The sequence below is a fragment of the Chishuiella sp. genome, assembly GCF_032109125.1.
Taxonomy (GTDB): domain Bacteria; phylum Bacteroidota; class Bacteroidia; order Flavobacteriales; family Weeksellaceae; genus Empedobacter.
Window position 1 is genome coordinate 157,604 of sequence record NZ_DAMCLZ010000001.1, and the last position, 21,095, is coordinate 178,698.

Sequence of the window (21,095 nt, forward strand, 5' to 3'; positions counted from 1 at the left end):
TCAAAAAAAATAGCCTTCAGAAATTAGAAGGCTATTTTTTTGATTTTTATCAATAAGTTTATTTTAACGTATAATTTACAGATACTCTTAATGCTAATAAACCACTTATTCCTTGTAAATCATCAATTTCTAAATATTCTATATCATTATTCAATCGTTCTTCAGAAATCAATTTTTGAATGTATTCAATGTACTCATCTTTTAAAGAATCATCAGTATATACAATACAAATTTTTCCTGGTTGACTTATCCTTTCATGTGTACCTTTTACTGTAGCTTTACTAATTCTCTTTTTTATAATTTCGTATTTAGCGTTATTGTAACCATTAACATCAAAACGTTTTTCATCAAGTTTAAAAGTTATATCTAAAGTTGTATTAGTTGTAAAAATCAATGAACAAACGTCCATTTTTAAAGGAATATTATGTTGAATTGTTTTATACAACTGTTCTAAATTAATCATAGTTTCTAATTGCCAAAATCTAATTTTTTTGATTTTTTTGTAATTAAATTTTAAAAGCGGAGATATACTTTTTCCTACATACAAGTTATAGTCAATACCATCAGTTTTAAAGCGTTCATAATAATGAGGAAAAATTTTTTGAGCATTTGATTGATAAAAATCTAACTTATTGGATAGTAAAGTATTAATTGTTTGGATGGATTTGTCAAACTTTTTACGTTCTTTATAGAAAAGTCCAGTTATTTTATCAAGTTTTTTTAAATACTTTATAATAATAGATTTTTCTTCAGGTAGAACATGTTTTGGTATTTCTGTATGTATATTTTTAGTGATGTAATCAAAAATTTCACTTTCAAAATAAATTTTATCAACGTTATCTATTTCAGAAAGAAAATGATTTAAAACATTTATATTTTCTAAAAATTTATCATCATTACTTCTTATATGTAGTTCTTTACATATTTTGATGAGATAATTGATTTGATTTTGATAATCAATTTTTACAGCTTGATTTCGGATAATAGAAGAATTTCTAACATCAATTTCTCCATACATCGGATAAAGATTTTGAAAAGAAACTTGGGGTTTTTGTTTAGATTGAGAAAAATCTGTCAAATGCTTAATAGCTTTTTCTCTAAACTTCCAGTTAACACTAGGATGTAAAGAAGTGTATTCAGTTTGAATGTAAGCATTGATTTGATTTTCAAATTCTATATTGTATCTATTTAAAGATTCTTCGAAAAGAGGGATTATTTCTTTTAGAATATTAGCATTTACACGATTAAATACTTGAGTTTCTTTTGATGTTAATTCTAAAATCCCTAAAAAATTATCTCCTTTCTTTAAAGGACAAAGTATTGTGCTTTTTATACCATTGTCTTTAAAAAAAGTAAGTATTTCATCATTTGGATATTGCTCCAAAAATTTATCTAAATCAGATATTACATAGAAATTAGGTTCTGATGAAGTATCTTTATTAATATTATTAAAGCAAACAGAGTTTTTAAGTTTTAAAAATTTTCTTTGATCTAAAATACTATCAAATAAAGTTTTATTTTCTAGAATACTTTTATTTTCAAAATAAGCAGATAATCCAACATTTAGGTCTCCATTTCGGAAAACGGATCTCAAAGAAGAAATAATGTCATTTTTTACTTCATCAAAAGGTTCTCCATAGGTAATTAATTTAGATTTTAGATTAGACAATGCTATTTCAGTTGTATTATCGAAAAATGAGACAATATTAAAACCTTTTGCAATCCATGATCCAATAGGCATTTTTTCGAACCATAAAGCTGTGTTTTCATAATTGTTCAATAATTCATCAATTTCATTTTCGGTTAATTCAAATTTTTTATCTGAAGGAAAAATTCTAAAATAATCACTATTTATATCAGCACCTAAAAATGTTTTATAACCATGATTATTCTCTATTTCTAATTGATTTGAAAGATTAAAATCTAAATTAACTTTATAATATTTTGATAGAATAAAATAGCAACAGAATTTATATCTCGTTGTATAATCAATATTTTTATAATCAAATTTTAGATTTGTTTTATTGTTTTCTAATAAATCTTTTAAACGATTTGTGGTAAAAATAAATTTATCAGAAAAAGGAACAGTAATTGCCTTTAAGTTATATTTCATTAAAGGTTTTGGTATGATTTTATCTATAATAAGTTCTACATCTTTTAGTGAATTTTCAAAATTTCCAAAGTCTTCAACACCATCTATAAGTTCTGGTTTAACCTCTTTTAAATAATCTAAAAAAGCTTTGAATTCTCCATAATTATACTCAGAATCTTCTAATTCTTTGATTAGAGATTCTAAAGAGTAAACAATTCTTATGGGTAATTTATTGATAAAATTATCTTTCATATTATTTTTAAAAATAATCAAACATTTTTAAAAATAACATTGTTTTTTATATTTTTAATTGACTATTTCTTATTTCTTGTTTAGCTAAATTATCAAGGTTAAAATAGATGTTTTTCTGTTTAATTATTTTTTAATTGATTAAGTTAAATTATACATTAGATAAACGAAAGAAAGATTATCTTTGGTAAATTATAAAGCATAGTTTTCTATGTTTAATAATGCTTGTTTTCAAACAAGTTTTTAATGTTTAAAATTTATGAATTTATTGTTTTCTCTAAAGAAAAAAAAATTGAATTATCCTTTTTTAGCTTTAGTAGGTTCTTGTTTTTATTTATCTTCTTGTGCTACGCAACATCCGCAATTTGGCAAGAATATAAAAGTTGATGAGCCACTAAATATAGAAGGTAAAAAAGTTCAGTCTATTTACTTAGTAGGAAACGCAGGGAATCTAGATATTCCTGAAAATAAGAAAAATTTAGAAATTTTAAATGATGAACTATCAAAAGCTGATTCTTCTTCTTACTTATTTTTTTTAGGAGATAATGTTTATGATAAAGGAATTGTTATAGATTCTACAAAACAAGATTTTCAAAAAAGTAGAGAAAAATTACAACTTGAAATTGATCTAGCAAAGAAATTTAAAGGAAAAACACTTTTTATTCCTGGAAATTTAGATTGGAAAAATGGAATCAAAGGACTCTTAGAACAAGAAAAAATAGTAAGTAAAGAATTATCTAATGCTAGCTTTTTACCTAAAAACAGTTGTTCTATTGATAGAGTTAGTTTAAATAAAGATGTAGGAATTATAACAATAGATTCTGAATGGTATTTACAAAATTGGGATAAACAAACATCTATTAATGAAAATTGTTATATAAAATCTCGTGAAGATTTTTTTGAGGAATTAGAAAATCAATTGAATAATTTTCAAAATAAAATAACAATTATTGCCATGCACCATCCATTGTATTCTAATGGTATTCATGGTGGCTATTTTGATATTAAAAAACAGCTGTATCCTTTTGGTGAAGATATAAAAATACCAATGCCAATAGTTGGTTCTTTTCTGAATTTGTTGAGGAGTACCACAGGTTTAAGTACACAAGATGTCAATAATTATAAATATAGAGAGTTAGCTTCTCAGATTTCGACTTTAATAGAAAATAGAAATAATGTAATTGTTGTTTCTGCTCATGACAATAATTTACAGTATATACAAAACAATAATGTAAAACAGATTATAAGTGGATCAATTTCAAAAAGAGAATCAGCAAAAGCTGTAAGAGATAATGATTTTTCTTATGGAGATAAAGGTTATGCAATTCTAGATTTGTACGATAATGGAGAATCTAAAGTTAACTATTATGCTTTTACAGAAACTGGAGTAGAATTACTATTATCTAAACAGGTTACAGAAAAAAAGAAAATAGCTTTAGCAAAAGGATATAATGATAAAACATTTCCAAATAATGTAAAAACTTCTATTTATCCTAAAAAAATAACTGAAAAATCTAAAACATACGAATTTTTGTTTGGTAAACATTATCGCAATGTTTATGGTCAAGATATTTCTGTAAATACATTAAATCTTAATGAATATAGAGGAGGGTTATATCCTGTTAGAATGACAGGAGGAACTCAAACCAAAAATCTTCTTTTACAAGATATCCATGGAGATGAGTATAACATGCGTTCAATTAAAAAAAGTGCAACACAATTCATTCAACAATTTGCATTTAAAGATAAATATATCGCTAACGAATTTGAAGGTTCATTTTCAGAAAAATTTTTAATGGATTTTTATACAACAAATCATCCTTATTATCCTTTGGCTGTTTCAAGTATGATGAATTCTATTGATATTTTACATGCTAATCCAAATTTATTTTATGTCCCAAAGCAAACAAACTTACAAGATTATAATGAAAATTTCGGAAATGAAATGTATATGCTTGAAGATCATAAAATTTTAAATTTTGAGGATGCAGAATTAGGATTACCAGAGAAAATTGTTTCTACTGATGAGATGTTGGCTTTAATAACAAGAGATAATAAGACTTCAGTAGATAAAAATGCTTATGTACGAGCTCGTTTATTTGATATGCTTGTAGGTGATTGGGATAGAACTGAAAATAAATGGGATTGGGCAGGTTACAGAGATGGAGATAAAATGATTTATAAACCAATCTCTAAAGAGACTGATCAGGTTTTTCCTCGTTATGATGGTTTATTTTTTAAAATTGTTTTAAGTAGTTCACCAGCTCTAAAACATATGCAGGATTTTAAAGATGATATTAAAAATGTTAAATGGCTAAATAGAAAACCTTATCCATTAGATTTAGCTATTTTAGAAGCTTCTGATTTAAATTTATGGAAAAAAGAAGCTGAAATCATTCAAAATAATCTTACAGAAAGTGAAATAAGAAAATCATTTGATTTATTACCTAAGGAAATAAAACAAGAATATGATGATGTAATTATTCAAAACTTAATGGATAGAAAATCTAATCTTGAGAAATATGCAGAAGAATATAATAAAGTTTTACGTCGTTTGGTGATTTTAAAAGGAACAGATCAAGATGATGAGTTTATTATAACTAGATTACCTGAAGGAATTACGAATATAAAAATATATTCTTCAGCAAATCAAAAATTGATTTTCGACCAAGATTTTGATAAAAAAGAAACAAAAGAAATTAGATTATATGGTTTGAATGGAAAAGATTATTTTAAGGTAGATGGTAAACCTAATAAATCTATTCTTATTCGAATGATAGGTGGTTTAGATGATGATATTTATGAAGTAAAACGCTCGTCAAGAATAAGAATTTATGATTATGCAAATGGGAGTGATATTTCTCAGTCGAGATTTTTAACGTTTAAAAAATTTGAAAATGATTATGATATAAATACTTATTCATTCAAAGAACCAGAATATAATTTTTTAACAACAGCTCCAACTGTTGGTTATAATCCAGATGATGGTCTTAAATTAGGTCTTTCTCCAACATATACAATAAACGGTTTTGATAGAAACCCATATTCTCAAAAGCATAATTTACAACTTAATTATTATTTTGCTACTGGAGGTTTTGAAGCTAAATATAAAGGGACGTTTGTAAAAGCTATAGGAAAATGGAATTTAGATTTAAATGCAACATATACCAGCCCAGCTTTTAGTGCAAACTTTTTTGGTTTAGGTAATACAACAGCTAATTATCAACGAAGATTAGGAATGGATTATAATCGAATAAGATTACATAGCTACAGTTTTGGTCCATCTTTAATAAAATCAACAAATAATATAGGTAGTTTAGATATTTCTGCCTTATATAGTTATAAACAAATTGAGGAAAATTTAAATCGAATTGTTGGAGAACCTGATCAAAATATCAATAGAGATGTTTTTAAAGGTCAAAATTTTGGTGAATTAGGAATAAAATATATTTTCAAAAATTATGACAATGAATCATTGCCTAAATTAGGAATGACATTTTTCGCTAATGGTAAATATATTACGAATCTATCTGATTTTCATAGACATTTTTTCTTCACCGAAGTTAATCTTGGATTTACTCACAAAGTTTCTGCAAATGGAAGATTAACAATAGCTTCTATGTTAAAAGGTAAAGCAGTTTGGGGACAGAATGAAAATATAGAATTTTATCAAATGGCATCTATGGGTGGTGATTCAGATTTTAGAGGTTATAGACCTGGACGATTTAGTGCAAATAAAGTTTTCTTGCAAAGTTCTGACTTGCGTTTTGATGCTTTCGGTTTCAAAGCTATTGTCCCACTTCGTTTGGGTGTTTTTATTGGAGCAGATTATGGTCGAGTTTGGCTAGATGGCGAAAACTCTAATAAATGGCATACTTCTACAGGTGGTGGAATTTGGTTGAATGGAGTACAATCTGTTACAGCATCTATTTCATATTTTAAAGGTGAAGATCCAGGACGTGTTGTTGTTGGATTTAACTTTGGATTTTAATTATACATAATATTTTTTCCTAAATTGTTCAGGAGTAAAATCTGTGTATTTTTTAAAAAATTTCACAAAATAAGATACATCCTGAAAATTCAATAAATAAGAAATTTCAGTAACTGAGATTTCTTTATTTACTAATAATCGTTTTGCTTCTAAAATAACTCTATTACGTATTATAGTTCCTGCTGGAAGTCCAAAAATATCTTTACACAATGCATTTAAGTGATTTGGTGTTATATATAATAATTCAGCATATTCTTTAGGTAATTTTTTTGTTTTGAAATTTTCTTCTATTAACATCTGAAAATTATCAAGTAAAACCGATTGATAATGCGTATTCTTTTCTTTTTCAGTTTCTAAACTTCTATTTACATCAATAAATAAATTCATTAAATCAAATCCTATTTTTAGATTAGAGAAATGATTATTATTTGTATTTTCAGCAATCATTGACTGGAAATAACCAGTTATTTTATCAACTAAATTATCAGGAATTTGTACAACATGATCTTTTACTTGTATCGATTGTAAAAATCTAAATTCATGTAAAATAGAAGAATTAATCCCAATCCAATCGAAAAAATTTTCATAAAAATTAACTACAAATCCATCATATTCTTCTTTAAAATACCATTGATGTACTTGCCCAGGTTTCATAAAATACATAGCTCCTTTTGTAACATCAAATTTTTCGAAATCTATTAAATGAGATCCACTTCCTTGTGTAAAATAAACCAAATGATAGTATTTATGACTATGTACTTGTAATAAATGTGGATTACTGTTTACATATCCTCTAAAACGATCAACAGTTAATAATTCATTACTATTTTTTTCTGCATTCAGATTGCAAATATCAAAAGTAGGAAATAGGTCTTTGCTCATGCTTTGTATTAAATATTAGTAAAAATAGTCACAAAAGCTAATATTTTAAAATGAAAGTTCTAACTTTAAAAAATGAGATAATCAACTAAATGGAATTCAAAGAGAAAAAAATAATATTATTATCATTAGATGGTGGAGGTATACGAGGAATAATTACATGTGTTATTCTAAAATATATAGAAGATCAATTAAAACAATTGGATAATGAAGAAGCTAAAATAGGGGATTATGTAGACTTTGTAAGTGGCACAAGCACAGGCGCTCTCATTGCTTCATTGTTATTAATGCCAGATGATAATCATCCCAAAAAAGCAAAACATTCCATTACCGATGCGCTTAATATTTACTTGGGCGAAGGTAAAAATATATTCTCTAAAACATTTTGGACACTTCTCAACAATCCTCTTTCGGTATTCAAAGGTAATTTAGTTACAATAGTTTTAGAAGAACAACTTAATATTGTTTTCAAAAATACAGAACTTAAACAGCTTATTCGCCCTTGTGCATTTGTTGCTTATGATACGATCAATCAAAAACCAAAAATCTTTAATTCTATCGATGCAATTTCACCATTCAGAAATTTCTATATAAAAGATGTCTGCCGCGCCTCATCTGCTGCACCAACATATTTTGAGCCAGTTAATATACAATCTTTTGCTAAAGAAGAATTTTGCTGTATTGATGGAGGTGTTTTCGCTAATAATCCAACGTTTCTAGGTTACATCGAAACACAGAAAATAAATTTTAATAAATACCTGAAAGATGAATCAAAATTTAACGGTATTGCTCCGTTAAAAGAGTTTGTCGTTATTTCTATAGGAAATGGGTCTCGAGCAAAGTCATACACATATCAGGATTTATATGGAATTTCAAAGTCTAAATGGGTAGATCCGCTAGTAGATATTTTTATATCGACAGGTGTTGATATGGTTGATACTGAAATGCAAAGTTTATATTCACTTTTAAAACCTAAATACCAACAAAACTATTATCGTTTCAATCCTAAAATTCCAGAATCTGCAATTGATTTAGGAAATGTTTCTGATGACAATATAAAAACCTTATTGAAAGTAGCAAAAACCTATGTAGCAAATCACAAAGAAGAATTAGATGAGGTTGTAAAGAAATTAATAGAAAATAAAACATAAAGTATTTTTTATTAAGTACAGAATAAACTCTACTTTTAAAGTTATTATATTATTTGGACAATCCCTTCGGGCAGGCTTTCCGTTCCAATCTTTACTAATTGGTTAAAGAGCTGAATTTCAAATGTATTCAATTAGCAAAGGATTTTCACTTCAATCCTTATTGCAATAGAAACAATTAGAGAAAAAGGATAAAAAGAAAAGTTTGTATAATTCAGAAAAAAATGTTTTTTACATAACTTTTTAGCTTATAAAAGCAATCGTTTTTTTATGTTGTTTGTTGTATAACAATTCAGTTAAAGATCAAAAATTATATAACATTATTTTATTAAATAAATTAGTTTAAAACTTCTATTAACTAAATTAGTTTAAAACTTCTATTAAACTTCCTCTTTCTTCATCTTTTGTTATGGCTAAAGACATTGGAATTCTATCTTTCAGTTCTTCGACATGAGATATAATCCCGACAATTCTATTTTCTTTTTGTAAACTAAGCAATGTTTCGAAAACAATATTTACCGAATCCAAATCCTGAGTACCAAAACCTTCGTCAATAAAAAAGAAACTTTTATCTGATTGTGCATTCGACTGTACACTCTCCGCCAAAGCCAACGCAAGGCTAAGTGAAACCTGAAAAGCTTGTCCTCCAGACAGCGTTTTTACACTTCTGCTTTTTCCTTCGTTTAGATAATCAATTATTTCGAAATCATTCGTTTCATTAATTTGAAGACTCAATTGATTTCTTGTCATTCGATGAAAACGAACATTAGCATTTTCACATAATTGTTTTAGATAAATTGACGAAACATATTGTACAAAACCAGCTTTGTAAAACATATTTTGCATGATTTTGAGATTTTCTGCTCGTTTTTGTAATTTTTCTAGTTCAAGTAAAAGTTCTTTCTTTTCTTCGAATGCTTTTTTTAGTCGAGCTATTTCTGTCTTCAATTCAATAACTTTTTCATTTGCTAACTTATAACGTTGTTCTAATTCAGCTAATTTTAGTTGTTCATTTTCAAATGTTTGTTCATCAAAATAGACATTCTCCAATTTTGATTCTAATTCTTTAATCGAGTTTTTTAAAGTCTCAAAATGAATGGTGAATTGTTGTATTTCAGCACGTATTTTTGCTACATTAAGTTCTAAAGCTAAAATAGTTTTTACATCCTCAACAGAAGTTATTTTTTGTTCTTCAAGAACTAATTTTAGTTTTGCTGTCAATTTTTGTAGTTCAGTATTTAATGTTACAATTAATTGGTCTGAAATTTCAATTGACTTTTTATGTGCAAAAACTTTCGGATTCAATTCGTTGAATTTTTCTGTTAGCTCCTTGAATGACTTTTCTAAATTAGAGTTTTTTAACTGTAATGCTGTAAGTTGTTCTTTGATTTCAGTAGAATTTTTACTTATATAATCTTCAAAACGAAGAGTTTTCAGTTGAGAAATATTTTGTTTTATTTGTGCTTGTTTCTCAATTTCTTCAATTTTAATTTCTTCTAATTTTTTTGAATAACGCTCTACATTTACTTTAGATTTTTCTAAATTTTCTCTAAGAACAAAAAGTGAATTATTTTTTTCGTCAATCGTTTTGTCGAGTAGGAGAGAAGCGTTTCTTTTTTCTTCGAAATCAGCAAAATTATTTGGATTAAAATTCTGCCAAACAAAAGTTTTTAAATGATTTGATAATTGATTTTCAATTATTTTATATTCATCAGATTCAGCTTTCAATTGTTCATCAATAAAACTTTTTTCAGAGAAAATTGTTTTTAATTCATTGTATAAATCGTTTGTCGATTTTAAATCATAATTGATTTTTGTTAAATGAACAGAAACATCTTTTTCTTCAATAATTTGTGGATGTTCTAAAGCGCCACAAAGCGGACAAGCTTCGCCGTTATGTAAGTTATGAGCGAAATGAGATAATTCTTGCTGAACTTCTAATTTTGTTTTGTTGGCTTCTAATTGTTTCTTCTTTTCATCCAAATCAATTAAAATAGTATTTAATTGATTTGTTTCAGTAAAATCAGGAATAAGTACTTTAATTTTAGATAAAATCTGTTCTATTTTTTCATTTAGTTTATCAATTTTTTGCTGTTGATTAGCTAAAGCTTTTGTGTTATTTTGCTGTTGAGAAAACCAATTTCCAATTTCTATTAATTCAGAAGAATTAATTTTATTTTTCTGAATTTCTTTTATTTCATTTTCAGTTTGTTTTATTTGGTTTTCAATTTCTTTTTCAGCTAATTTAACTTCTTCAACTTTTTTCAAACCATTTTCTGTTCGAATTTTATTGTCATCAATTGATTTTTGAAGAGAAATACATTCATCAATTAATTGTAAATCATTCTCTTCTTGTCTTTTTTTAGGAAGATTTTCAAACTCAGGTTTTATTTCATTAATTTTTTCAGATAATGTAGAAAGTTCATTTTCTAAAAGAATAAGTTCCTTTTTTAAACTTTCATTATTTGATTGATTGACTTGTATTTCTTTTTCAGTTTTAGAAAAATCGTACAATAATTGATGAAAAGCTTGATAAACTGTTTCATATTCTTGCAATTGAATTTGTTGTTTATCAACTTCAATTTTTTGTTCAGTAAGATGATTAAATTCATCTTTTTTTATTTTTAAATTTTCAACATCATTTTTTAATGCTTTAAGACGTTGAAAATTATCATTAACTGTTTTGTATTCATTCTGTAAAGCAGAAGCAATTTCATTTTCTTGGAGAAAAATATCTTCAGTATTTTTGATATTTTCTTCAGAAATTTCTTCAAAACCAGAAAGTTTACCTTTTAGAATATTTAGTTGCGTAAGATTTTTACTGTTGAGTGCAGCAACTTTATCTTGTAAATCATAACGATGAAGATTAAAAATCTCTTTCATCATGTGAGTACGTTCAGTTGCTTTCAATTGTATAAATTCCTGAAATTTACCTTGAGGAATAATAATTGTTCGACGAAAGTTTTCTGAACTTAATCCAAGAATAGGTTCAACGTCGGAACTTTCTTTTGGAATCCATTCATCATTGATGCTTTCATATAAAACAACACCAGAATTGATTATTTTGTCAAATTTTTTGCTATTTCGTTTATATTCCCGTGTAATTTTAAATAACCTATTCTCATGATTTAGAAATTCAAATTCGATGTATAACTTATTCGATTTTAAATTCATCATGTTGTAAGCAAAATCAGTTTTACCTAAACGATCAGAATTACCATATAATCCAAATGTAATAGCTTCTAAGATAGAAGATTTACCAGATCCTACATTTCCAAAAATGGCAAAAAGTCCAGCTTCGGTTAGAGAAGAAAAATCGATTGTTTGTCTTTCTTGATAGGAATATAAACCTTCTATAGTAAGTTTTACAGGAATCATATTTTGTTAAGCTAAAAAGTTTTCTGATATAAATATCCTCAAATTTATAAAAACTAAAGAGAATTTTAGACTTGATTTATCAGTATTTATAGATTAATTATTATGATTTTTTATGAAACGATTGTTATTGTTTCTTTTAGAATATCTTGCTATTTGCAATAGCGATTGTAGCGGAAATCCTTTTTACATTGTAAAAAGATTGGGAGCGATAAAGCGCGGGCCGCAGGCATTGCCCCCAAAAAAACTTTTACTATAATTTAATTTAAACCTAATGCTTTATAGATTTGATTAGCAATATTTATGTAATTCTTTTGGTTAATAAGATATGTTCTATCCTTATCATTTGTTAAATAGCCTATTTCAATCATAACAGTAGGTGTTTTAGAATCTCTTAAAACTTTTGAATTTGTATCAATTACACCTAAGTTTTTAAACCCTAAAGAACTAATGTTGCTTGAAATCTTTTCAGCTAATTCTTTTGCCTTATCATAAAAAGCATTCATTGGTGATACATGTGTTTCAGTACCTTCTACAGTTTCTTTTATATTATAATTGACGTGAAGAGAAAGAACCAAATCAGGTTTTAATTCATTGATTTTATTTGCTCTTTGCGTATTGATAATTTGCTCGTCGCCATTACGAAGCATCACAAAGTTAACTTTAGAAGAAGGATTATTGTTTTTGATTACATTGGCAATGTTTAGTACAATATCTTTTTCTTGAAATTCGTCTGTTTTTACACCCGTATCATCTCCTCCATGACCAGCATCTAGAATAATTGTGTATTTATGAGTAAAAATTGAATCCGCATTATTTGTTTGAGCGAATGTAACTGTTGTAATCAACAGGCAAAAAATTCCAATAATTTTTTTCATTTTGATTTTTAAAACTTTGATGTGGTAAATTCAATTACAAATATTATGCATTTTTTCTATCATTTTAAATGTTAAGAAATAAAAAATGTATAAATAGCTGTAAAACAATATTATAGTCGATTAGATTTTTCTTGTTTTTTTATTTTTATCATGATTTTCATTTCATGAAAATCGAGTAACTTTGTACAATGTTAAATAATGATACAATTTGTGCATTAGCTACGGCTAATGGAATGGGAGCAATAGCTGTAATTCGTGTTTCTGGACCAGAAGCAATTACAAAGGTTGCTCAGATTTATCAATCTAAATTTAATTCATCAAAATCGTTAACTGATGCAGAATCTCATACTATTCATTTAGGATACGTAATGGATGGAGATATGATTATTGATGAAGCTTTATTTTCTATTTTCAAAAATCCACACTCATATACAGGAGAAGATGTTGTAGAGATTTCTACACATGGTTCCATTTACATTCAACAAAAAGTATTAGAATTATTGAATAAAATAGGAATTCGTAATGCAAATCCTGGAGAATATACTTTTCGTGCGTTTTGGAATGGAAAAATGGATTTGACACAGGCAGAAGCTGTCGCAGATCTTATTTCGTCGGATTCTAAAGCATCACACGAAATAGCAATTAAGCAAATGCGTGGAGGTTTTTCTAATCAAATTAAAGACTTGAGAGATCAAATGATCAATTTTGCAGCTTTAATGGAGCTAGAATTAGACTTTTCTGAAGAAGATGTAGAATTTGCAGATCGTACACAATTTTATGCTTTATTGAATCAATTACAGAATATTTTGAAACGTTTGGCAGATTCTTTTGCCTTTGGTAATGTAATAAAAAATGGTGTTCCTGTTGCTATAGTTGGTGCTCCAAATGCAGGAAAATCCACTTTACTAAATGCGTTGTTGAATGAAGAACGTGCAATAGTTTCTGACATTGAAGGAACAACACGTGACACGATAGAGGAAACGTTATATATAGACGGAGTAGGTTTCCGTTTTATAGATACAGCTGGTATTCGTGAGGCAGGTGATACGATAGAAAGAATCGGGATCGAAAAGACTTTCGAGAAAATAGATAATGCTTCTATTGTTATTTATCTCTATGATGCTAATATAACAGCCGATAACCAGATTGCACAACAATTGGACGATTTACAACAGCGTGGTAAAATATTGTTTAATGTTGCCAATAAAATAGATGTAACGAATAATGAATCTGTTATTTCGGATGCTATAAAACATGAGTTTAAAGATGTTGTACATTTAGAAATATCTGCTAAAGATCAGTTTAATATTGATGCGTTAAAAGAACAATTAATTCATCAAATAAAACTAAAAGGTACTAATCAGGACGATACTATTGTTACGAATTCTCGCCATTTGGAAGCATTACAAAATACACTTTCGCAAATTGGTAAAATAAAACAAGGAATGGACATGGGACTTCCTGGTGATTTATTAGCAATGGATATCCGCGAAGCTTTAACATATTTAGGTCATATTACTGGTGAAATAGATGTGGATCAGGATATTTTAGGAACTATTTTCGGTAAGTTTTGTATCGGTAAGTAATGGAGGTGATAACGGACAATGAAAACCTAATAAGTGCTTAATATAGTGCTTGTTAGGTTTTTTTGTTTTATATTTGGAATGAGTTAAAAAGTTGTTATTAGTACTTTATTTGTACCTTATCTACACCTTTTTATTTACAGAATTTAAAAGATGTAGAATTCTACATCTTCAAATTTATCCACTATGAAAATAAGTCTGAAACAAAAGAAACTAAACTCTGGTAAAATTAGTCTTTATATTGAATATTATAAAGGTTCGAAGAAAGATGAGAACGGAAGAGAAATTCATAACCGTGAATTTGAATATTTAAGTAAGCAAATAGGCTATTTAATTATTGATCCTAAGAATGCTAGTGAAAAGAAAGAAAATAAAGAGAAAATAGAATTAGCCGAAAATATAGTAGCAATTCGTAAAACGGAATTCCTGCAAGGTAAATTTGGTATTGTAGATCGTGAAAAATCTAAGATTAAATTATTTGATTACTTCGAAATTTTAAAAGAAAATAGATCCTCATATCTTTCTAATTATGCTACTTGGAAATCTGTAAAAAGATATTTAGATCAATATTTTCATCCATCAATTACTTTAGCTGAATTAACTGTAGAATCTGTGAGTGGTTTCAAACGATTTTTGGATGTAGATGCAATAACAAAACATGGGTTGCCATTAAAACATGGTTCTAAATATGGTTATTTTAATCGATTTAGAGCAACACTTAAACAAGCTTACGAAGAAGGTTACCTTACGAATCCAAAACTTCTAAAAATAAAATCATTCGAACAAAAAGAATCACAAAGAGAATATCTTACTTCTGAAGAATTACAAGTATTAGCTTCTACAGAATGTAAATACAGTATACTAAAAAAGGCATTTTTATTTAGTTGCTTAACAGGTTTACGCTGGAGCGATATATATAAATTGACTTGGAATGAAGTACGTGATGAAAATAATGAACATCGAATCTTTTTCACTCAACAAAAAACAGATGATTTAGAATATATGTATATCAATAATCAAGCTCGTGAACTATTAGGTGAAAGAAAAATAGGAAATTCGAGAGTTTTTGTAAATCTAAATTATGGATCAGCTACTAATACGGAACTATTACGATGGTGTATGAAAGCAGGAATTACAAAACATATTACTTTTCATTGTGCTAGACATACAGCTGCTACACTTTTATTGGAAGCTGGAGCAGATTTATATACTGTAATGAAAGTCTTGGGACATAAAGATATTCGCACAACTCAGATTTACGCTAAAATCGTAGACAAAAAACTAAAAGAAGCCTCTAACTTATTACCAACTTTAAACTTAGAATTATGAATACTTTAATAGACTTCATTAAAATCATATTATTAACAGGATTAATAATATATGTTTATTTTGCTTTAATTAAGAAATTAAGTAATAATTACAAAGTATTAATTCTTCCCTTCATAACTTTAATTAACAGTATTATTTTTGGATATAAGGCAAATTCAAATGATGATGATATTACTTTAATTATTTGGTTGGTTATATTTTTAACTTCTTTACTTTTAATTGTACTAGTAATTAGAAAAATTAATTCGAAGAAACATAAACCTGTACAAACAACAATCAATAATACAGAAATTAATCATAATACTAATATTGATACAATTGATAATTCTAATACCTTTCATAATTTACAGACGAATAATCATTTCGAACAAAATAATAATGTAACGAATATTCATTCGAAACAAAGCAGTCAAAAAAAAGAAAAGGTAGACGTTATGAACTCGAGTGATAATACTAATAATAAATTATCCGAAGAACAATTGAAAAAATTATATAATTTCTTCGTTGATAATGACCTTTTAGTAGAAAATAATCTAGAATTAATAGACTTTAAAGATTTATTTTTAAAAAAGCCTATTAGACTAAAAGCAGATGTACCTACATTAAGAGAATTCTACAACAATTTGAAAATCCAAAAAAATGTAACTTTCAATAAAATAAATGATGATTTCTTAATTTATTTCATAAACTCTAATGATAATAATATATATAATTATAAACAGTTTGGAAATCATAAGCATACGATTTCGAAATTAAGTGATGAAATTATTGAACTCTTTAATAAATTTTAATGGTAAACCATTTTTTCCATCTTTTCCACTTTTAGGTTAATGTAGTTTTGGTGATATAATCATAAAAACAATATACCAATGGACAATTTAATTTTAGAAAAATTATTAAGTATTGAAAGTTTATTACTTGATAAAAAGAAAGTTTTAAACCCAGACGAATTAGCTGATTATACAGGCTATTCTAAATCGACAATTTATAAAATGGTACAAAATAATATTTTACCATTTTCAAAACCCAATGGGAAACACTTATTCTTTGATAAAGAAGAAATTGATGAATGGCTACTTTCTAATAAATCGAAAAGTAAACTTCAATTGCAAAATGAAGCTTCAAAATATGCAAAGACTAGAAAATAAAAAAGTGTTTATTCCCCAATAAACACTTCAAATATTATTAACAAAGTTTTTGCCTTGTCTTATTTATAATCCTAAGTCAAAGATAAGGCAAAAAACTTATAATTCAATCATTTTATGAACAAAAATTATAAGTCGTTACGTTCTGTATTCGACCAGCTAGAGGAATATCTAAAAAATAGATATGATATCAGATTTAATAACATTAGCCTCCTTTATGAATCTTCAATTCACGGAGAATATAATTACAATGAATTGAATCTAGAACGTCTTTACATTGAACTCGAAAGGAATGATATTCGTATTTCGTTTGACAAGCTTTTAATCTATTTAAAAGCTACATCTTATCATTATAACCCTATTAAAAACTATTTTCATAACCTATTACCAAAATGGGATGGATATGATTATATAGGCGAATTGGTATCGAAAATTGTCGTAAATGAACATCAAGAGTTTTTTAATCAACAATTCAGAAAGTTTCTAGTTCGCACAATCCTCTGTGCTTGTGAAAAGAAAATAGTTAACAAAAACGCAATTATTTTTTATAGCCCTAAACAAAATATAGGTAAGAGTACTTTTATTCGATACTTATGTCCACCTATTTTGGAAGAATATATAGCTGAGAACATCAGTAACGATAAAGATTCTATTATTAAAATAGCCAAATGCTTAATAATAAATCTTGATGAAATGCAAAATTTTATGACAAAAGATATAGAATTTACTAAATCTCTTATTTCAAAGGACAGTATAAATGAGCGATTACCCTATGGGAGAAAATCAGAACGAATTGAACGTATAGCTTCATTTTTAGGGTCTACCAATCAAATTCGAATACTAAAAGACAATAGCAATGTAAGATGGTTAGTTTTCGAAATTGACTTTATCGATTTTTCATATTCTAATATTGATATTAATATTGTTTGGTCTCAAGCTTATCATTTAGCTTATAAAGATAAAAATTTTGATCCATTTTTAACAAGCGATGAATTAAATTATAATGATGATAAGAATAATAAATTCAGGTCTTATTCTCGAGAAGAAGAAGAGATTATTTCTTTCGTAGATTATAGTGATAATGAAGATGATTTTTTGACTGTTACTGAACTTTCTTTTGAACTAAGAAAAGTATCTGTAAACAAGCATCCTGTTGTGCTTGGTAAACTATTAAACAATATAGGTTATAAAAAACTTAGAGTAGGGGAGGAAAGAACAAAAAAATACAAAATAAAATTATCCGAATATTACTATGAATTTATGAAGTTTTAAAAAAACTACCCGTTCAACCCGTTCTACTTATTCAAAGTCTCTATTTATGGAACATAATTATGGGTAAGTTAAATGTTTTTACTTATTCATACCTATTCAAAATTTAATTTATGGATAAGTCCGAACGGGTATGAACTAGTAGTAAAAATAGTCACAAACCTAGTAATAGAAAGAACTGAACGGGTAGAACGGGTAAAATTTAAAATTAAACTTTCAAAAAATGAACTTAAACGACATAAATAAACTTGATTTTGTTCAATTGTTAATGAAGCAATTTGGAGTAAATCCTTTATATAAATCAGAAAAGTCAATATGGGTTATTTCACCATTTAGACCAAATGAACTAACGCCATCTTTTCATATTTCGAAGATGTATAAATATGATATTTGGTTTGATCATGGAAATGGATTAGGTGGAAAAATTGTAGACTTTTATCTCCATTATTTAAAAACGGATTTAAAAGGAGTTTTAAAATATTTTAATGAAAATTCTTTTTCTTTTCAAAAGCAAAATGATTTTCTTATTGAAAGAAATATAAAAGAGACTCAAACTAAAAATGAATATGAAATTTTAAAATTGAAAGAAATTTCATCATTTCCACTCATTCAATATTTAGAAGAAAGAAAACTTCCCTTAGAAATTGTAAATCGATATTGTAAAGAAATTCATTATAAATTAAATGGAAAATACTATTATGCAATTGCATTTCCAAATATTCAAAATGGATATGAAATTAGAAATAAATATGTAAAAATGTGTTTAGTAAAAAAAGATATTTCTTTGATAAAAAATAATCAAAATCAAGTAAAAATATTTGAAAGTTGGAGTGATTTTATCAGTTATATTTTTTTATTTCCAGCTCAAGAATTTTTATCAGATTTTTTAATATTAAATTCAATTTCTTTACTCAGAAAAAAATCAGAATTAATTAATAATTATAAAAAAATTGAAACCTATTTTGACCATGATACTGCTGGAAAATCTGCAACAATTTTTTTAGAAAATGAATTAAAAAATAAAGTAAAAGATGATTCATCTTTTTATAAAAACTTCAAAGATTTGAATGAATTCATAATTCATTTAAAAGGGTGATTATACTTCGTGTGTGTGATTAACGATAGCTTACGCGCACGTAATTACTATTTTAATGAGGTAAAGATAGAAAATGATTAGTAAATTTTATAATAAACAGTTTATATTAAATTCAAAAGTGTTACTTAAATATCTGAATAATTTTTTCTATTTTAAGTCTATTTTTCCTCCATCGATAGCCTCAAATTTATTTGTCCAAGTATAAAAATCATAGTCAATTTCTTTCCAAAGATTTTCGTTAAATTCAAAACCGAAATTTATACCATTATTGTTTAAAGTTATATAGACTTGTAATCGATCATTTTTTTCAAAATTTAATAATTTATCAAATAATGAATTTGTATTTAATTTTTTTAGAATTATTTCCACTATATTATTTGAATTAGCTTCTTTAAAAAGTGGATCTAAAATAATTTCACCTACAATAACAATATCTAGCTTTTCATTGTATCGATACAACACCCAATAATTCTCTAATTGATCAATCATTTCTTCACTAAAGTCTGAGCAGGTACAAAAGATTATATCTGAAAAATTTTTACACATAATTTTAATTATAATCTAAAAGTATAATTTTTTCTTTCAATAGCCTATAATTCTTTAGTACACTTTTATTATCTCTTATTATCTAAGCGACTTATTCTGTCGTTACAATAAATTATATTTGTTATATTAAAAAAATAAAATTAAAAATGTGATATATATTACGGTTTCCCGTAAGGATATATCCGTTGTTATTACTTTATTAGCAATTTAACATTTTGTATATTTACATTTTATAAAATGCAAATCAATTCAAATATAAATATCATTGGTGGATTACCTGAATTCAATCTGATCAAAACTTTTTTGATAAAGACTGAATTACAGGAAATAAGCCATGTGGAATATTCTGATATAAGAACACTTAAGTCGGTTAATCGATTCAAAAAGGCAATTACAGAGTCATTCATTTCTACGAATGAAAATCTAAATCATTTAGTACTTCCATTCATAGAAAAGCAGTCTATAGAAGAGAATAGTTATTTATTATTTCTTCTATTTTCCTTCAATAATGAATTATTTAGTTATCTAAATAACCAGGTGTTTTTTCCAGTTTATTATTCAGGACGTAAAATCATAAAAAAAGAAGAAGTCATTGCTTGTCTTGTTGAACTTCAAAAAACAGAGGATACTTTAAAGAGCTGGTCTGAATCTACGATTACAACTACAGCTTCTAAGTATTTAACTCTATTAAAGAAATTTGAATTATTATCTGGAGTTCAAAAAAAAGAAATAGTCTATAAAAATTTATCTAGCGAAGAATTTTTAGTATTTGCTTATTTTTTAACGATAGCTGAAGAAAACACCAATAAAATTAATTCCGATTGGATTAAGTATTCGTTCTACGAACAAGAATTTTTCGTTGAAAAGGTGCTTAATAAGCAGTTTATTCAATACGTTGAAATTCAATATAACGGGGACAGCTTAAAAATTAATCCAACTATTAACTACGATCAACTTTATGAAATACTTAAATCCGCATAATGCAATTCTAGAACTGGAAAGATTGGTTTCTTCTAAGGATTCTGAAATTAAATTGCAAGCGAATGGTGGAAATTCTATTCTATTAGTTTGTAAACCTTCTGAAGAAATTAATTTCATTAATGAAATCAAACAACTAGAAGAATCTAAATACCACATTGTAGATATGAATCTTTTGTTAGTAGAGTTTGTTACGAATAACAAAGAAGATATTGAATTTTACTTTGAGCATTGGCCATCTTCACTAGATCGAATTTTTAAAAATGATTTAGAGGAACAACAAGATTTCTATCATCTAATTTTAGATAAAATTAATGAGGCATTTTCAGTGAATAAGATCCCTGTAGTAATTAATACAGGTGTTATATATGCTACGCATTTTGATTTAGCTACTTTTTCAGGAAGTGAACTGATCATGAATGCTTCATTGCCTGCCGTGTTTTTATATCCTGCAGAATACAATCAAAACAATCAATTAGTTTTTTTAAATAAAAGAATTGCATCTCAAGACAGATGTAAAATAATATAGCCAGTAAC

The 21,095-nt window shown here is 26.5% G+C and carries 15 protein-coding genes; 10 read left to right on the forward strand and 5 right to left on the reverse strand.

Translation table 11 applies throughout. From position 1 onward, the window contains the following. Positions 1–58 precede the first annotated feature (58 nt). Positions 59–2,344 (reverse strand): hypothetical protein, encoded by a 2,286-nt coding sequence (locus tag RT575_RS00725; RefSeq protein ID WP_313384489.1) that lies wholly within the window; start codon positions 2,342–2,344, stop codon positions 59–61. A gap of 256 nt (positions 2,345–2,600) precedes the next feature. On the opposite strand from RT575_RS00725, the gene RT575_RS00730 reads away from it, so the two are divergent. Beyond that, on the forward strand, positions 2,601–6,332 hold the full coding sequence (locus RT575_RS00730) for a metallophosphoesterase (RefSeq protein ID WP_313578026.1): 3,732 nt from the start codon (positions 2,601–2,603) through the stop codon (positions 6,330–6,332). On the opposite strand, the gene RT575_RS00735 is transcribed toward RT575_RS00730, so the two are convergent. Beyond that, positions 6,333–7,214 (reverse strand): AraC family transcriptional regulator, encoded by an 882-nt coding sequence (locus RT575_RS00735; RefSeq protein WP_313578028.1) that lies wholly within the window; start codon positions 7,212–7,214, stop codon positions 6,333–6,335. Between the two features lie 89 nt (positions 7,215–7,303). On the opposite strand from RT575_RS00735, the gene RT575_RS00740 reads away from it, so the two are divergent. Next, complete coding sequence (locus RT575_RS00740) at positions 7,304–8,362, forward strand: patatin-like phospholipase family protein (protein WP_313578030.1); 1,059 nt, start codon at positions 7,304–7,306, stop codon at positions 8,360–8,362. A 360-nt stretch (positions 8,363–8,722) separates the two neighbouring features. On the opposite strand, the gene RT575_RS00745 is transcribed toward RT575_RS00740, so the two are convergent. Both RT575_RS00745 and RT575_RS00750 read right to left on the reverse strand, forming a co-directional pair. Continuing rightward, a complete protein-coding gene (locus RT575_RS00745; protein WP_313578032.1) occupies positions 8,723–11,737 on the reverse strand; it encodes an SMC family ATPase in 3,015 nt (1,004 codons plus the stop codon). 257 nt (positions 11,738–11,994) lie between these two features. Beyond that, positions 11,995–12,612 (reverse strand): N-acetylmuramoyl-L-alanine amidase, encoded by a 618-nt coding sequence (locus RT575_RS00750; protein ID WP_313384480.1) that lies wholly within the window; start codon positions 12,610–12,612, stop codon positions 11,995–11,997. A 188-nt stretch (positions 12,613–12,800) separates the two neighbouring features. Between RT575_RS00750 and mnmE the strand changes: the two genes are divergently transcribed. From mnmE to RT575_RS00780, 6 genes are all read left to right on the forward strand, one after another. Further along, positions 12,801–14,198 carry a tRNA uridine-5-carboxymethylaminomethyl(34) synthesis GTPase MnmE gene (gene mnmE / locus RT575_RS00755; RefSeq protein ID WP_313578034.1) on the forward strand — a complete coding sequence of 466 codons (1,398 nt, stop codon included), beginning with the start codon at positions 12,801–12,803 and terminating at the stop codon, positions 14,196–14,198. 183 nt (positions 14,199–14,381) lie between these two features. After that, positions 14,382–15,524, forward strand: a complete 1,143-nt coding sequence (locus RT575_RS00760; RefSeq protein ID WP_313578036.1) for a site-specific integrase — start codon at positions 14,382–14,384, stop codon at positions 15,522–15,524. After that, positions 15,521–16,315 (forward strand): hypothetical protein, encoded by a 795-nt coding sequence (locus tag RT575_RS00765; RefSeq protein WP_313578038.1) that lies wholly within the window; start codon positions 15,521–15,523, stop codon positions 16,313–16,315. The genes RT575_RS00760 and RT575_RS00765 overlap by 4 nt, the downstream gene beginning before the upstream one ends. Positions 16,316–16,393: 78 nt before the next feature. After that, entirely contained in the window at positions 16,394–16,672 is a 279-nt protein-coding gene (locus RT575_RS00770) for a helix-turn-helix domain-containing protein (protein WP_313375343.1), read from the forward strand. Positions 16,673–16,786: 114 nt separating this feature from the next. Continuing rightward, on the forward strand, positions 16,787–17,941 hold the full coding sequence (locus RT575_RS00775) for a VapE domain-containing protein (protein WP_313375342.1): 1,155 nt from the start codon (positions 16,787–16,789) through the stop codon (positions 17,939–17,941). Positions 17,942–18,161: 220 nt separating this feature from the next. Next, complete coding sequence (locus RT575_RS00780; RefSeq protein WP_313578040.1) at positions 18,162–19,034, forward strand: toprim domain-containing protein; 873 nt, start codon at positions 18,162–18,164, stop codon at positions 19,032–19,034. Positions 19,035–19,181: 147 nt separating this feature from the next. Here the strand turns inward: RT575_RS00780 and RT575_RS00785 are convergent, their stop codons facing one another. Further along, positions 19,182–19,580 carry a hypothetical protein gene (locus RT575_RS00785; protein WP_313578042.1) on the reverse strand — a complete coding sequence of 133 codons (399 nt, stop codon included), beginning with the start codon at positions 19,578–19,580 and terminating at the stop codon, positions 19,182–19,184. 237 nt (positions 19,581–19,817) lie between these two features. On the opposite strand from RT575_RS00785, the gene RT575_RS00790 reads away from it, so the two are divergent. Together RT575_RS00790 and RT575_RS00795 are read left to right on the forward strand one after the other, a co-directional pair. After that, complete coding sequence (locus tag RT575_RS00790; protein ID WP_313578044.1) at positions 19,818–20,561, forward strand: BrxA family protein; 744 nt, start codon at positions 19,818–19,820, stop codon at positions 20,559–20,561. A gap of 22 nt (positions 20,562–20,583) precedes the next feature. After that, positions 20,584–21,087, forward strand: a complete 504-nt coding sequence (locus RT575_RS00795) for a hypothetical protein (RefSeq protein ID WP_313578046.1) — start codon at positions 20,584–20,586, stop codon at positions 21,085–21,087. Positions 21,088–21,095 lie beyond the last annotated feature (8 nt).

Excerpts from the sequence above, each read along its gene's own strand:
- mnmE (WP_313578034.1), top strand. The coding sequence starts at position 12,801 with ATGTTAAATAATGATACAATTTGTGCATTAGCTACGGCTAATGGAATG.
- RT575_RS00790 (WP_313578044.1), top strand. The coding sequence starts at position 19,818 with ATGCAAATCAATTCAAATATAAATATCATTGGTGGATTACCTGAATTC.
- RT575_RS00725 (WP_313384489.1), bottom strand. The coding sequence starts at position 2,344 with ATGAAAGATAATTTTATCAATAAATTACCCATAAGAATTGTTTACTCT.
- RT575_RS00765 (WP_313578038.1), top strand. The coding sequence starts at position 15,521 with ATGAATACTTTAATAGACTTCATTAAAATCATATTATTAACAGGATTA.
- RT575_RS00740 (WP_313578030.1), top strand. The coding sequence starts at position 7,304 with ATGGAATTCAAAGAGAAAAAAATAATATTATTATCATTAGATGGTGGA.
- RT575_RS00750 (WP_313384480.1), bottom strand. The coding sequence starts at position 12,612 with ATGAAAAAAATTATTGGAATTTTTTGCCTGTTGATTACAACAGTTACA.
- RT575_RS00745 (WP_313578032.1), bottom strand. The coding sequence starts at position 11,737 with ATGATTCCTGTAAAACTTACTATAGAAGGTTTATATTCCTATCAAGAA.
- RT575_RS00770 (WP_313375343.1), top strand. The coding sequence starts at position 16,394 with ATGGACAATTTAATTTTAGAAAAATTATTAAGTATTGAAAGTTTATTA.
- RT575_RS00785 (WP_313578042.1), bottom strand. The coding sequence starts at position 19,580 with ATGTGTAAAAATTTTTCAGATATAATCTTTTGTACCTGCTCAGACTTT.
- RT575_RS00760 (WP_313578036.1), top strand. The coding sequence starts at position 14,382 with ATGAAAATAAGTCTGAAACAAAAGAAACTAAACTCTGGTAAAATTAGT.
- RT575_RS00735 (WP_313578028.1), bottom strand. The coding sequence starts at position 7,214 with ATGAGCAAAGACCTATTTCCTACTTTTGATATTTGCAATCTGAATGCA.
- RT575_RS00730 (WP_313578026.1), top strand. The coding sequence starts at position 2,601 with ATGAATTTATTGTTTTCTCTAAAGAAAAAAAAATTGAATTATCCTTTT.
- RT575_RS00775 (WP_313375342.1), top strand. The coding sequence starts at position 16,787 with ATGAACAAAAATTATAAGTCGTTACGTTCTGTATTCGACCAGCTAGAG.
- RT575_RS00780 (WP_313578040.1), top strand. The coding sequence starts at position 18,162 with ATGAACTTAAACGACATAAATAAACTTGATTTTGTTCAATTGTTAATG.